At 63.9% G+C, this 13,187-nt stretch carries 15 protein-coding genes; 7 read left to right on the forward strand and 8 right to left on the reverse strand.

Annotated features, from left to right (window positions below; genetic code table 11):
- The 6 genes from NKI73_RS16340 to pcaQ form a co-directional block, all read right to left on the reverse strand.
- Positions 1 to 1,065, reverse strand: coding sequence for a branched-chain amino acid ABC transporter permease (locus NKI73_RS16340; RefSeq protein WP_352631371.1), 1,065 nt, complete (start codon positions 1,063 to 1,065; stop codon positions 1 to 3).
- Positions 1,062 to 1,958 carry a branched-chain amino acid ABC transporter permease gene (locus NKI73_RS16345; RefSeq protein ID WP_352631373.1) on the reverse strand — a complete coding sequence of 299 codons (897 nt, stop codon included), beginning with the start codon at positions 1,956 to 1,958 and terminating at the stop codon, positions 1,062 to 1,064. The genes NKI73_RS16340 and NKI73_RS16345 overlap by 4 nt, the downstream gene beginning before the upstream one ends.
- The gene (locus NKI73_RS16350) at positions 1,955 to 2,683 is read right to left on the reverse strand and encodes an ABC transporter ATP-binding protein (RefSeq protein ID WP_352631375.1); all 729 of its coding nucleotides are present in this window, start codon (positions 2,681 to 2,683) and stop codon (positions 1,955 to 1,957) included. The genes NKI73_RS16345 and NKI73_RS16350 overlap by 4 nt, the downstream gene beginning before the upstream one ends.
- On the reverse strand, positions 2,680 to 3,423 hold the full coding sequence (locus NKI73_RS16355) for an ABC transporter ATP-binding protein (RefSeq protein ID WP_352631525.1): 744 nt from the start codon (positions 3,421 to 3,423) through the stop codon (positions 2,680 to 2,682). The genes NKI73_RS16350 and NKI73_RS16355 overlap by 4 nt, the downstream gene beginning before the upstream one ends.
- 21 nt (positions 3,424 to 3,444) lie before the next feature.
- Complete coding sequence (locus NKI73_RS16360; RefSeq protein WP_352631377.1) at positions 3,445 to 4,761, reverse strand: ABC transporter substrate-binding protein; 1,317 nt, start codon at positions 4,759 to 4,761, stop codon at positions 3,445 to 3,447.
- A gap of 143 nt (positions 4,762 to 4,904) precedes the next feature.
- The gene (pcaQ, locus tag NKI73_RS16365; protein WP_352631379.1) at positions 4,905 to 5,822 is read right to left on the reverse strand and encodes a pca operon transcription factor PcaQ; all 918 of its coding nucleotides are present in this window, start codon (positions 5,820 to 5,822) and stop codon (positions 4,905 to 4,907) included.
- A 93-nt stretch (positions 5,823 to 5,915) separates the two neighbouring features.
- Here pcaQ and pcaD point away from each other — a divergent pair, with 93 nt between their 5' ends.
- Genes pcaD through pobA form a run of 6 tightly spaced genes read left to right on the forward strand, consistent with a single transcriptional unit; the run spans position 5,916 to position 10,721 of the window.
- A complete protein-coding gene (gene pcaD, locus NKI73_RS16370; protein WP_352631381.1) occupies positions 5,916 to 6,725 on the forward strand; it encodes a 3-oxoadipate enol-lactonase in 810 nt (269 codons plus the stop codon).
- Positions 6,718 to 7,125 (forward strand): 4-carboxymuconolactone decarboxylase, encoded by a 408-nt coding sequence (gene pcaC, locus NKI73_RS16375; protein ID WP_352631383.1) that lies wholly within the window; start codon positions 6,718 to 6,720, stop codon positions 7,123 to 7,125. The genes pcaD and pcaC overlap by 8 nt, the downstream gene beginning before the upstream one ends.
- Positions 7,115 to 7,870, forward strand: coding sequence for a protocatechuate 3,4-dioxygenase subunit beta (gene pcaH, locus NKI73_RS16380; RefSeq protein WP_352631385.1), 756 nt, complete (start codon positions 7,115 to 7,117; stop codon positions 7,868 to 7,870). Before pcaC ends, pcaH begins: the two co-directional genes overlap by 11 nt.
- The gene (pcaG, locus tag NKI73_RS16385) at positions 7,870 to 8,484 is read left to right on the forward strand and encodes a protocatechuate 3,4-dioxygenase subunit alpha (protein WP_352631389.1); all 615 of its coding nucleotides are present in this window, start codon (positions 7,870 to 7,872) and stop codon (positions 8,482 to 8,484) included. The genes pcaH and pcaG overlap by 1 nt, the downstream gene beginning before the upstream one ends.
- A gap of 12 nt (positions 8,485 to 8,496) precedes the next feature.
- Complete coding sequence (locus NKI73_RS16390; protein ID WP_352631391.1) at positions 8,497 to 9,549, forward strand: 3-carboxy-cis,cis-muconate cycloisomerase; 1,053 nt, start codon at positions 8,497 to 8,499, stop codon at positions 9,547 to 9,549.
- On the forward strand, positions 9,549 to 10,721 hold the full coding sequence (gene pobA, locus NKI73_RS16395; protein ID WP_352631393.1) for a 4-hydroxybenzoate 3-monooxygenase: 1,173 nt from the start codon (positions 9,549 to 9,551) through the stop codon (positions 10,719 to 10,721). Before NKI73_RS16390 ends, pobA begins: the two co-directional genes overlap by 1 nt.
- A gap of 10 nt (positions 10,722 to 10,731) precedes the next feature.
- Here the strand turns inward: pobA and NKI73_RS16400 are convergent, their stop codons facing one another.
- Positions 10,732 to 11,202, reverse strand: coding sequence for an NUDIX hydrolase (locus NKI73_RS16400; protein ID WP_352631395.1), 471 nt, complete (start codon positions 11,200 to 11,202; stop codon positions 10,732 to 10,734).
- A 185-nt stretch (positions 11,203 to 11,387) separates the two neighbouring features.
- Here NKI73_RS16400 and NKI73_RS16405 point away from each other — a divergent pair, with 185 nt between their 5' ends.
- Positions 11,388 to 11,921 carry a sterol desaturase family protein gene (locus NKI73_RS16405; protein ID WP_352631527.1) on the forward strand — a complete coding sequence of 178 codons (534 nt, stop codon included), beginning with the start codon at positions 11,388 to 11,390 and terminating at the stop codon, positions 11,919 to 11,921.
- A gap of 18 nt (positions 11,922 to 11,939) precedes the next feature.
- Here NKI73_RS16405 and rsgA read toward each other — a convergent pair whose 3' ends face one another.
- Positions 11,940 to 12,965: a ribosome small subunit-dependent GTPase A gene (gene rsgA, locus NKI73_RS16410; protein WP_352631397.1), complete on the reverse strand. Its 1,026-nt coding sequence runs from the start codon at positions 12,963 to 12,965 to the stop codon at positions 11,940 to 11,942.
- Positions 12,966 to 13,187: the final 222 nt, after the last annotated feature.

The following is a 13,187-nucleotide window of genomic DNA, read 5'->3' on the forward strand; positions in this document are numbered from 1 at the left end:
TCATGCCTTCTCCTGATGTATTGCGGCTTGCTGTGGCGAAGGCGCGGTACCGCCGTCGGCGATGTTCGCCGGAAGCCTTACGCGGTAACCGACCGGCAGCAGGAGAAGCCCAAAACGCTCCTCGATCGTCCCCCACAGGCCGTGCGGCAGGAAAAGCGAGAACAGCACCGCGGTGGCGCCAAGCCCGACCAGATACCAGACGCCGGTGCCGCCGAACCATGTCTCGATGAGGAAGAACACCAGCGCCCCCAGAATGGCCCCCTCGAACGTGCCGATGCCGCCGACCAGCACCATGAAGATCATGTAGGCGGTCCACTGCACGTTGAAGTAGGTCTTCGGCTGGAAGGTGATCGAGGTCGCCAGCCACAGCGCGCCGGCAATGCCGATGCCGAAGGCGGCAAGCACGAACAGCAGCCGCTTGGTGCCGGTGACACGCACGCCTACCGAGGCGGCGGCATCCTCATTGTCGCGGATCGCGCGGATCGCCGCACCCGTGCTGCCGCGCAGCAGGCCAAACAGGATGGCGAGCAGGGCGGTCATCGAGGCCAGCGCCAGCCAGTAGATCGTCACGCGTCTGGTGCCGGCGTCGTAGAAATTGAGCGAGATCAGCGATGTGCCGGTTTCGCCTTGCACCAGCCGGTCGAGATTGACCAGGAGATGCGTCAACGCCGCGATCACCCACATGCCGATGGCGAACTCACCGTTCCTCAGCCGCAGCATGAACAGCGAGAGCGGCCAGGAGACCGCGCCAACGATGGTTCCAGAGGCGAAGAGCGCGAGGAACGGGTTGAGGCCGGCATCGGCCAGCCGGATGGCGAAATAGGCGCCGAGCCCGAAGAACACCTGTTGGCCGACCGAGACCAGCCCACCGAAGCCGGCCAGCGCATTCCACATCGCCGCCAGGATCACATAGACGAACAGCGCGGTCATGCGGTCGACAGCGCCGTTCGACAGGAACTGTGGTGCAATCGCTAGCAGCGCGATGATGACGGCGACCGCAATCGCGGCGATCCGCGACGTCGCCGTGCCGCGCTCGATGACCGGCGAGGCCGAGACGGCGCTCATGTTGGCTTCCTCATGGGAAAGCGCAGCAGGCCGCGCAGGCCGAGGCCTGACGTTGAAAGCCGCACGAACAGCACGACGAGGAAGACTGCGTGGCCGCCGATCAGAAACCCTTGCGGATGCGCCTGCGCACCGAGCGTCTGGGCAAGCGCCAGCACGATGCCGCCGATCAGCGTCCCCCACAACGAACCGGCGCCGCCGATCACCGCCGCCTCGAAGGCGAACAGCAGTTGCGGCGTGCCGGCATAGGGATCAAAGGTGGCGCGCATGCCGAAGAACGCGCCAGCAAGGCCGACCGTGACCATGGCGATGGACGAGGCGATCGCATTGGCCCGGCGTGCATCGACACCGACCAGGCCGGCCGTATCGGGGTCCTCCGAAGTAGCGCGAATCGAGCGGCCAAGCCTTGTGCGGGTGAGAAACAATTGCAGCCCGCCCAGCAGGATCACGGCGGTAGCAAACATGATCACGGCGAGCTTGCCGACATAGATGCTGCCTGGCCATTCCCAGGAATCGTAGGACAGGCTGCCGATATAGGGCGCCAGCGAACGGGTGTCGGCACCAAACTGCTCGAACAGCAGATTGTCGATGACGATGGCGAGGCCAAACGTCGTCAGGATGGGCAGCAGCGCACCGCCGCGCGCACTGCGTTCGAGCAGGAAGCGCTGCAGCGCCCAGCCGATCGCCGCCATCAGCGGCAGCACGATGATCAGGCCCAGAAATGGCGAGACATGGTACCGCGAGGCGAGCCACCACAGCGCAAAGGCGGCGAACACGGCAAGGCTGCCATGGGCGAGGTTGATGATGCGCATCACTGAAAACATGAACGACAGTCCGCAGGCGATCAGCGCATAATAGCCGCCCAGAAGAATGCCCTGGATGATCTGGTTGCTCATACGGGAACGCTCCCGGGGCTTTTCCGGTGCAGGCCGAAATAGGCTTTCGTCACCTCCTCGCGCGAAACCGCCTTGCTCGCCCCTTCGAGCGCGACACGCCCTTCGAGCATGCAGATGACCCGGTCGGAGACCGCGAGCGCGCGGTTGAGGTCCTGTTCGACGAGGATGATCGTGGTGCCTGAGGCAATCAGACCTTGAAGTGCTGCATAGACGCGGTCGACGATCAGCGGCGACAGGCCAAGTGAAACCTCGTCGAGCAATAGCACGTCCGGATTGCTCATCAGCGCCCGGCCGATCGCCGTCGCCTGCTGTTCGCCGCCAGAGAGGTGGCCCGTCTTGGCATGGCGGCGTGGCTTCAGATTGGGGAACATCTCAAGCACCTTGTCGACGCTCCAGTCACCTGGCCGGCCGGCGGTCTTGCCGAGCAGAAGGTTTTCCTCGACCGTCATCTGCACGAACAGTTTTCGCCCCTCAGGCACCAGCGCGATGCCCATGCCGACACGCTTGTGCGATGGCACGTTGGTGAGATCGGCACCGCCGAGCAGCACGCGGCCGGCTGCCGGCTGGTGCGCGCCGGCGATTGCCCTCAGCAGCGTCGTCTTGCCGGCGCCGTTGGCGCCGACCAGTGCCAGCGTTTCGCCGCGTTCGATCGTGAAACTCACACCACGCACCGCCTGCAACAGGCCGTGCCGGACAACCAGGTCCTCGACCGCAAGCAGGCTCATTTCGGGCCTCCGCCGAGATAGGCGCGCACGACCTCGGGGTCGGCTATCACCGTTTGCGGATCGCCATCGGCGATGATCTTGCCAGCGTCCATGCAGATCAGCCGCTCTGCCACCTGCAGGAGAATATGCACGATGTGCTCGATCCAGACGATACCGATCTTGCGCCGGCGCAATTCCTTGATCGTGTCGACAAGCTCGCCCGCTTCGCCATCGGTCAGTCCGCCGCCGATCTCGTCCAGCAGCAGCAGCGTCGGTCTGGCCGCCAGCGCGCGCGCCAGTTCCAGCCGCTTGCGGTCGAGCAGCCCGAGCGTTTCGGCGCGCCGGTTGGCAACGCCAAGCATGCCGCACAGTTTCAGCGAACCGAGCGCTTCCTCATAGGCCTCGTCGCGGCTAAGGCCTGCGCCATGCGAGGCGGCGACGAAGACATTTTCGAAGGTAGTCATGCCGCTGAACGGTTTGGGCACCTGATGCGTGCGCACCAGGCCGAGCCGGCAGCGCTGCGTTGCCGTCAGTGGCGTCACATCGCCGCCCTTGAAGCTGACCGTGCCCGAACTTGGCGGAAAGGCGCCGGCGAGCACGCTGAGCAGCGTGGTCTTACCGGCGCCGTTCGGGCCGACGATGCCGACCGCCTCGTCGGCATCCATGCTGAAGTTGACCGCATCCAGCACCACAAGCGCGCCGAAGCGTTTGTGGATACCGGCGGCAGCGAGGATCGCCTGTTGTTGCGGATGGGTCACCAGGTGATCCTCGTCAGCGGTCCATCAGCCGTTGTAAGGCAGAAGCTTGGCTTCGACGGGCACGTTCGGGTCCGTGGCGTTTTCGGTCACGACATAATCGAGCGGGAACTTGGCTCCTTCCTTGGCGGCGACCCATTGCGTGCCGATGATCGGGCCGGGCGAGACATTGGCTACGGGGCCGCTGGTGAAGTCGACCTTGCCGACCATTGTCTCTGTCTTGAGCGTGCTCAACGCCTTGGCCACCGCCGCCTTGTCCTTGGCGTCGGTGCTTGCCTTCAGCGCTTCGAAGCCGGCGTCGAGCAGCGACATGGAGGCGCCGAGCTGCTGCGTCCACTGCTTGCCGCTCGCCGCCTCGTAGCCGTCAGCCAGCTCGATGCCCGAAACGCCGGTCAGCGGCGACTTGTAGGGGAAGGCCTTGTGCCAATAAGCGGCGCTCGAAATCTTCACGCCGAGATCGCCGAGCGCCTCGATGTCGGACGGAAACAGTCCGGTCTTGGCGACCTGGCAGATCTTGATCTGCTTGATCAGTCCCTGCTGCGCCGCCTGGCGCCAGAACGCGGCGAAATCCGGCGGGATCGGGAATGAGTTGAAGATCTCGACGCCTTCCTGCTTGAATAGCGCGATCTGCGAGGAATAGTCGGTGGTGCCGGTCTCATAGGCGCCGGGATCGACAATGGTAAAACCTTGCTTGGCCAGCAGCGGTGCCAGATGGGCGCGGATGGCATTGCCGTCGGCATCGTTCGGATACATGACGCCGACCTTCTTGTTGGTCTCGATCAGGTTCCATTGCGAGATATAGGCCTTGAAGAACTCGCCGACGCCGAAGCCGAAATGATAGGTCCATTTGAACGGCGAGGGCACATCGGGCTTGGCGCCGCGGCCGAAATACCAGGCTTCCCACGGCATGACCGTTGACAGGCACGGCACGCCGGCGGCCTCGCAGGCATCGGCGACCGGATTGATCACCTCTGGCGTCGATACCGCCAGCATCAGGTCGATGGCCTGGTTATTGATCAGGTCCTTGGCCAACTGGCCGGCGCGTGACGGATCGGATTGTGTGTCCTGATCGAGGATCTCGACGCTGTATTTCTTGCCGCCGATATCGAGGCCGCCGGCCAAAGCCTTGCGGGCCAGGTCGAGCACGTAGCCGTCGGTCTGGCCGAAGCCGGCCAGCGGTCCGGTGCGCGGGCTGACAAAGCCGACCTTGAGCGTGTCGCCTGCCTGGGCAAAGGCGCTGCGGCCGCCAAGCGTGAGCGCTGCACCGCCGGCGATCGAGGCGGCGATGAACTGGCGCCGCGAAACGCCTGGAATAATGGATCTGCTGCCGAGTGCGTGCGTCATCTTGTTCCTCCCTTTGTGGTCCTCCATCGTCACAGTGCACCAGCGGTTTGGTTCGGTAAAATGATATTTTGCGGTGTTTCATTAACCCATGGGTTAGGAAATTCCGCAATCGAGGCCGCTTTCAGTTCGGACGGTCTCAGGCGTCAGCTGCCTTGTCGTGCCGCTTCGCGGATGGTCTGCAGCAGGATGGAGAAGGCCGGCGAGGGCGCCGTGTCGGTGCGCATCGTCAGGCCGACTGGCCCCTTGGTTTCGTCGGTGTTGACCGGCAAGGCGACGAAGGCGCCGCTGCTGAGTTCGTTGGCAACGACGCCGGCCGAAATGATCCAGACGGCATTGCTCTGCCGCAGGAAAGCGCGGCCGAAGGAGTCCGAGACGGTTTCGATCTCGGTTGCCGGCGCGGTCATGCCGTTGGTGATGAACAGGCGGTCGACGAAGGGACGGATGACCGATTCCCGTGTTGGCATCAGCATCGGGAATTCGTCGAGCCGTGCGAACACATCCTGTCCCGGGTTGAGCAGCGGATGTCCCGCCCGCACCACGAACAGCACTGGTTCAGAATAGAGGTGCTCGAAGAAGAAACCGGTCATGTTCTCCGGCGCCGCCAGCCGTCCGACGACGAGATCGAGCGCGCCGGTGCGCAACTGTTCGAGCAGCACCGCGTTCTCGCCGGTGACGATCTTGATCGCCGCACCAGTACCCTCCCTGAGGAACAGGCTCATAGCGAGCGGCATGACCCGCGCCGAAACTGTCGGCAACGCGCCGATACGGATCGGGTGCCGGTTGACCGCCCCGTCCTGGCGGACGGAATCGACGCCTTGCTTCAGCGCCGTGATCGCCGTGCCGGCATGGCGAAGGAAGATTTCGCCGATGCGCGTCAGCCTGATGCCGCGGCCGTCGCGCTCGACCACCGCCACACCCAGCGCCTCTTCCAGTTCGCGCAATGTCTTGGTCACCGCCGGCGGGCTGACATGCAGGAAATCGGCCGCCCGCGCCATGCTCCCCTGCCGCGCAACTTCAAGGAAGGCCTGCAGGTGGCGGAACCGGATGCGGCCTACGGACATGGATTTGATAACCCCTGAGTTAATGAAATGGCACAAAATATCATTTTACCGAACCAAACGCCTTGTGCAATGTGGGGATGGAGGATCGAAATCGTGCCATTCGTCACCATCGGCGGCATCACGCTGCACCATCGCCACATCAAGGCGGCCGGCAATGCGCGCCCGATCATATTCATCAATTCGCTGGGCACCGACTTCCGGATCTGGGACGAAATTGTCACGGCGCTCGATGGTGAAATGCCGCTGCTGGTCTATGACAAACGCGGCCATGGGCTGTCCGATATCGGCGACATCAGATCGATCGACGATCATGTCGACGATCTCTCGGCGCTCATCGATCATTTCGGGTTGAGCAAGGTCGTGCTGTGCGGCCTGTCGGTCGGCGGCCTGATCGCACAAGGCTTCTATCGCCGGCGCCCAGAAATGGTCGAAGGCCTGATCCTTTGCGACACGGCCCACAAGATCGGCACGACAGACAGCTGGAACACACGCATCGCGACGGTTGAAAGCAAGGGCATCCAGGCCGTTGCGGATGGCGTGCTCAAAGTGTGGTTCACCCCCGCCTTCCACGCGGCGCGTCTGGCCGAGCTGGACGGTTATTGGAACATGATGACCAGGCAAGCGCTTGCGGGCTACATCGGGACGTGCGTGGCGGTTCGCGATGCGGATTTCACCGATGCTGCACGCCACATCGCGGTGCCGACGCTCTGCGTCGCCGGCGATCAGGATGGCTCGACGCCTCCCGATCTTGTCCGCTCCCTGGCCGAGCTGATCCCGGGCGCGCGCTTCGAAATCATCCGCGACGCCGGCCACATCCCTTGCGTCGAACAGCCTGAAGCGCTGGTCGCCCTGATCCGCGATTTTATCGCATCGCTTGCCCCTGGAGCCGAAACCCATGGATGAAGTCCCCGGCAACGAAGCCAGATATCGCACCGGCCTCGCGGTGCGACGCTCCGTGCTCGGCGACCGGCATGTCGACCGGGCCGAGGTCGCCGCCACCGATTTCGACCAGCCTTTCCAGGAACTGATCACCGAGGCCGCCTGGGGTACCGTGTGGGCGCGGCCGGGTTTCACCAAGCGCGAACGTTCGATCGTCACGCTGGCGCTGCTGGCCGCACTCGGCCATGATGAGGAGGTCGCCATGCATGTGCGCGCCACCGCCAACACCGGTGCTTCGCGCGACGATATTTGCGAGGCGTTCTTGCATGTCGCCATTTATGCCGGGGTGCCGGCCGCTAACCGTGCCTTCAAGATCGCCAAGGACGTGTTTTCGGAAATGGACGGAGCCAAGAATGCCCGCTGAGTCCGGCTCGAACCGGAGGCCCGAGACCGGCGCCTTCTTCCAGCGTGACCGGACCTGGCATCCGCCCGCGTTGACGCCGAACTACAAGACCTCAGTGCTGCGCTCGCCGCAGAAGGCGCCGCTCGCTTTCGACAACACACTGTCGGAAATAGCAGGCCCTGTCTTCGGCCACGCTATGCTGGGCGAACTCGATGCCGATTTGATCCACAATTTCGCCGGGCCCGGCGAAAGTGCGCTCGGCGAGCGCATCATCGTCTATGGGCGGGTGCTCGACGAACGCGGCGTTGGCGTGCCCGGCGCGCTGCTCGAATTCTGGCAGGCTAATGCCGGCGGCCGCTATCGCCATAAGAAGGACGGCTATCTGGCGCCGCTCGATCCGAATTTCGGCGGATGCGGCCGCGCCATATCGGGCGAGGATGGCGGCTATGCCTTTCGTACCGTCAAGCCCGGTCCCTATCCCTGGCCGAACGGGCCGAACGACTGGCGCCCCTCGCACATTCATTTCTCGGTGTTCGGCCATGGCTTTGCCCAGCGGCTGATCACGCAGATGTATTTCGAGGGCGACCCGCTGATCTGGCAGTGCCCGATCGCGCGCGGCATCCCCGACAAGGCAGCCGTCGAGACGCTGATTGCCGCGCTCGACATGCAGGCGACGATCCCGTTCGACGCGCGCGCCTACAAGTTCGACATCGTGTTGCGCGGGCGCCGCTCGTCGCTGTTCGAAAACAGGCTGGAGGGCAATTGATGGCCCAGTCGCTCGACCGGCTTAGGGAAAGCCCCTCGCAGACCGCGGGACCTTACGTCCACATCGGACTGACTCCCAATTTCTGCGGCATCGGCGGCGTCTACCCGACCGATCTCGGCGCCACCATGGTCAACGACAAGACCAAGGGCGAACGCATCGGCCTGCGCATCCGGGTGCTCGACGGCACCGGCACGCCGCTCAAGGACGCGCTGATCGAGATCTGGCAAGCCGATGCGGACGGGCTCTACAATTCACCGGCCGAGCTGCGCGGTGCTGCCGATCCGAATTTCTTCGGCTGGGGCCGTTGCCCGACCGACATGGACACCGGCCTGTGCACGTTTGAGACGATCAAGCCGGGCCGGGTGCCGTTCAGCGATGGTAGCCTGATGGCGCCGCACATCACACTCTGGATCGTCGCCCGTGGCATCAATCTCGGCCTGCACACACGGCTGTATTTTTCCGATGAGGAAAAGGCCAATGCCGGGGATGCGATCCTGGCACGCATCGAGCACCGCATCCGCGTGCCGACGCTGATCGCCGAGCGCAAGGGCGATACCTACATCTTCGATGTCCATCTCCAGGGGGAGAAGGAAACGGTCTTCTTCGACAGCTAGGAGACTCGCGCCATGACCGTATCGCCCTTCGATCATCCACTGCTCTCCGCTCTTCTCGGTGACGAGGTAGCGAGCCGGTACTTTTCCGTCGAAGCGGAAATCGATGCGATGCTGGCTTTCGAACGTGCGCTGGCGGAAGCGGAGGCCGAAACCGGGTTCATCACCAAGGATGATGCCGCAGCGATCGTGGCAGCGCTGGCCACGTTCCCGCCCGACACTGCCTTGCTGCGGGCCGCTATCGCCAGGGACGGCGTCATTGTGCCGGAACTGGTGCGCCAGATCAGAGCGGCGGTCGGCGAACCGCATGGCGAGAAAGTGCATTTCGGCGCGACCAGCCAGGATGTCATCGACACCGGCCTGATGCTTCGGCTGAAATCCGTCGTCGAGCATCTCGATCTGCTGCTGACCGAAACCGTCATGCGCCTCGCTTCGCTCGAAGAGCGTTTTGGCGGCAGGGAGCTGACCGGTATAACGCGCATGCAACCGGCGATTCCGATCGAAGTGGCGGACCGTGTAAAGGCGTGGCGGGCGCCGCTGCAACGGCATCAGCAGAGGCTTTCGGAGCAATCGAGACGCCTGCTGGTGATGCAGTTCGGCGGTGCAGCCGGCACGCTGGAAAAGCTTGATGACAAGGGGCCGGCAGTGCGCTCGGCCCTTGCCGCAAAACTCGGCCTTGGCGACGCACCGCAATGGCATAGCCAGCGCGACACGCTCGCCGACTTTGCCGGCCTGATGTCGCTGGTGACCGGCAGCCTCGGCAAGTTCGGCCAGGACATTGCGCTGATGGCGCAAGGCGGAACCGAGATCGAGCTTTCCGGTGGTGGCGGCTCGTCGGCCATGCCGCACAAGCAGAACCCCGTGAAGGCCGAAGCGCTGGTGGCGCTTGCCCGCTTCAACGCCACGCAGCTTTCCGGCATGCATCAGGCGCTTGTGCATGAACAGGAGCGCTCGGGCGCGGCATGGACGCTGGAATGGCTGTTGCTGCCGCAGATGGCCGTCGCAACCGCCGCTTCGCTGCGCCTTGCCGCCGAACTGGCCGCACAGGTCGAGAGTCTCGGCCACTGATGCGCAGCCAGGTCGTTATCATTGGTTCGGGACCGTCCGGCCTGCTGCTCGGCCAGCTGCTGGCCGGTATCGGCGTCGAGACGGTCACTCTGGAACGCGCGAGCCGCGAGCATGTGCTTGGCCGGGTGCGGGCAGGGGTGCTCGAACAAGGCACGGTCGAATTGCTGGAGCAAGCGGGTGCTGCGGCACGGCTGCACGCCGAGGGGCTGCCGCATTCCGGCATCTCGCTGGCCTTCGACGGACGCCTGCACCGCATCGACCTCGAGACGCTGACAGGCGGCAAGCATGTCACCGTCTATGGTCAGACCGAGGTGACGCACGACCTGATGGACAAGCGCGACGCGGCAGGACTGACCACGATCTACGAGGCGGCAAACGTCACGCCGCACGATTTCGATGGCGCAGCGCCCTTCGTCACCTATGACCGGGACGGCGCCACGCATCGCATCGACTGCGACTTCATTGCCGGCTGCGACGGCTATCACGGCGTCAGCCGCAAATCTGTACCCGCGGATGCGCTGAAAACCTTCGAACGGCACTATCCGTTCGGTTGGCTCGGCGTGCTGGCCGAAGTGCCGCCTGCCGATCACGAACTGGTCTACGCCAATCATGAAAGGGGTTTTGCGCTGTGCTCGATGCGCTCGACGCACCGCAGCCGCTACTATGTGCAATGTCCGCAAGACGATCGCGTCGAGGCGTGGTCCGACGACCGTTTTTGGGACGAGTTGCGCCGCCGCTTGCCCGAGCAGACGGCGGCAAATGTCGTCACCGGCCCATCCTTCGAGAAGTCGATCGCGCCGCTGCGCTCTTTCGTTGCCGAGCCAATGCGCTTCGGCAGGCTTTTCCTGGTCGGTGACGCCGCCCACATCGTGCCGCCGACCGGCGCCAAGGGCCTCAACCTTGCCGCCAGCGACGTACGCTATCTCTTCGCCGGTTTGCGCGACTTCTATGTCGAGAAATCGCACGCCGGCATCGACGCTTATTCAGGCAAGGCGCTGGCACGGGTCTGGAAGGCAGTGCGCTTCTCCTGGTGGATGACGACGATGCTGCACCGCTTTCCCGACACCGGCGACTTCGGCCAGCGCATCCAGGAGGCCGAGCTCGACTACCTCGTGCAATCGCGTGCCGCATCGACCGCACTTGCCGAAAATTATGTCGGCCTGCCGTACTGAGGCCTGCGGATCATCCGGCGCCTTGCTGCCTGGCAAAATCCAATAGCATCGGGCGCTGCCCCTTGAGGATTTTCACCTCGGCCTCGGCCAAGGTGAACCAGCCCGCTCTGTCGATCTCCGGGAACTCCTTCAGGGATCCCGACCTTGGCGGCCATTCCATGGTAAAAATGTTGCTCGTGATGGCGGCGACATCGATGTCAACGGTCGCCTCGACAGACCAGGCGATGACGATCTTCCCGCCCGGTTGCCTGTAATCGCCGAGACGCGTGAAGGACCCATCGACCTTGACGCCGAGCTCTTCCTCGGTCTCGCGTTGAGCCGCCGCCAACTCATCTTCGTTCTCGCCGACGAGGCCCTTCGGTATCGACCACGCACCGTCGTCCTTCTTCGCCCAGAACGGCCCGCCCGGGTGAACCAGCAACACTCTGAGACCGCCGTCGCCGCGGCGATAGATCAGCAACCCAGCACTGCGTTTTGCCATTGTGATGCGTCCGTTTGCGACGTTGGTTTCGAAGGCGGCAGCCTATCGACTGTGCCTGAATCGTTGGTGCGAACCTTGCTCCACGGCATTGCGACGCTATGTCAGCTGCGTCTGCATTGCACCTCATCCGCGAGTCCGGCAATCTGATACCATCGCTTATTTGGCGGCTCGAAGGCTAGGTGACGATGCAACTGGGTCTTATTGGCTACTATAGCGACTTCGTGATCTATCCGCTGGTGATCGCCGTGCTGGCAGTGGCCGGGCTGCTTGAGGCCGGCGAAGAGGGTGCGCCAGGCTGGATAGGCACTGTCCTCGTCTGTCTCTTCCTTTGGACGCTGACCGAGTACGTGCTGCACAGGTTCATCCTTCATCACATTCCCTACATCAAGGACCTGCATGATCGTCACCATGTCGAGGAGCGCAGTTCGGTGGGCACGCCGACCTGGCTCAGCCTCGGGGTGCATGCGCTGGTTGCATTTGTGCCCGTCTGGATGGTTTCAGGTTTCGCAACCGCGAGCGGTGTAAGCTGCGGGCTGATGCTGGGATACCTCTGGTACATCAGCATCCACCACATGATCCATCACTGGCATACCACCCATCCGAGCTATCTCTACACGCTCAAGCGCCGCCACGCCGTGCATCATCACATCGACGAATCGGCCAATTTCGGTGTTACGTCGGCACTTTGGGATCGGGTCTTCGGTACAGCGCGGCTCTGAATCCTCAGTCCTCGCCGCTCAACGCCTCTTTCCGCGACCGCCGGGAGACTTGGCCCCGCGCGGCCCCCCCTGAACCGGCGTGTTGTGCTGGTTTTCGTCGGACAGTTTGCGCCAGCGGGCAAGGCGCTCCGGATCGAGCGTCTCGGCCTTCAAGGCAGCCTGCACCGCGCAGCCCGGCTCATGCACATGCGTGCAGTCGCGGAACTTGCAGAGCGGGGCGAGTTCGGTGATTTCGGCAAACAGCGTGTCGATGCCGGAGGCGACATCACTGACGTGCAACGTCCGCATTCCTGGCGTGTCGATCACCCAACCGCCACCGGCGATGGCGTGCAGCGATCGCGATGTGGTGGTGTGGCGTCCCTTGGCATCGTGTTCGCGAATGCCTCCGGTCTGTTGCGGCGATTGCTGCGCCGGTCCGGCCAGCGTGTTGACCAGCGTCGATTTGCCGACGCCCGAGGAGCCGATCAACGCTACCGTCTGGCCAGCACCGCACCAGGCGACCAGCGCGGTCGCGGCATCTGCGGTGCGCGGGTTCAGCGTCACGACGGCCAGTCCACGCTGAAGTGCTGCAGCCTGCTTCTGGTACGCCTCGGCGTCCTCAGCCGTGTCTGCCTTGGTCAGCAGGATCACCGGCGTCGTCCCGGCCTCGTTGGCCAGCGCCAGATAGCGCTCGAGCCGGGCGGGATTGAAGTCGGCATTGCACGAGGTGACGATGAACAGCGTGTCGACATTGGCTGCGGCAAGCTGCGGCACCCTGCCGCCCTGGGTGCGCCGTTCCAGCACCGTCCTGCGGGTCAGGCGACGTTGCACGAGCCTGTCATGCGCGTCGACGAGCACCCAGTCGCCGACGGCATAATCACCGGTGTTCGCCTGCGCCGGCAGCGTCAGATCGACTGGCCCTGCCTGGGACAGGCCGGTCAGCCGGTCGCGATGGACCGTGGCGATACGCGTCGGGACGAGATGGGCTTCATCGGGCTCGAGCTGGTCGCCGAAGAAATCCGTCCAGCCCAGGCTGGTGAGCGATGGCGTGGAGCGATCCGTCATGGCTTTGACCACGGCGTCGCGGACATTGGATAGTATCCCTGGCAAAAAATCGAAGGAGAAGTGGACCTCGGCTGGGCGATTGCCCAAGCCGTGTATGGGCGGCGTGGCGACATTTGGCAAGCAGGGCCGTGGTCGATAGTCGGGCGGCAAACGCGCCGCGCGTTTGCATCGGTGCGTCAGCCGATTTAAGGGCGCCAATAAATAATTTGACGCACGTAATAT

This window comes from Mesorhizobium sp. M0496, assembly GCF_040321205.1.
Classification (GTDB): domain Bacteria; phylum Pseudomonadota; class Alphaproteobacteria; order Rhizobiales; family Rhizobiaceae; genus Mesorhizobium.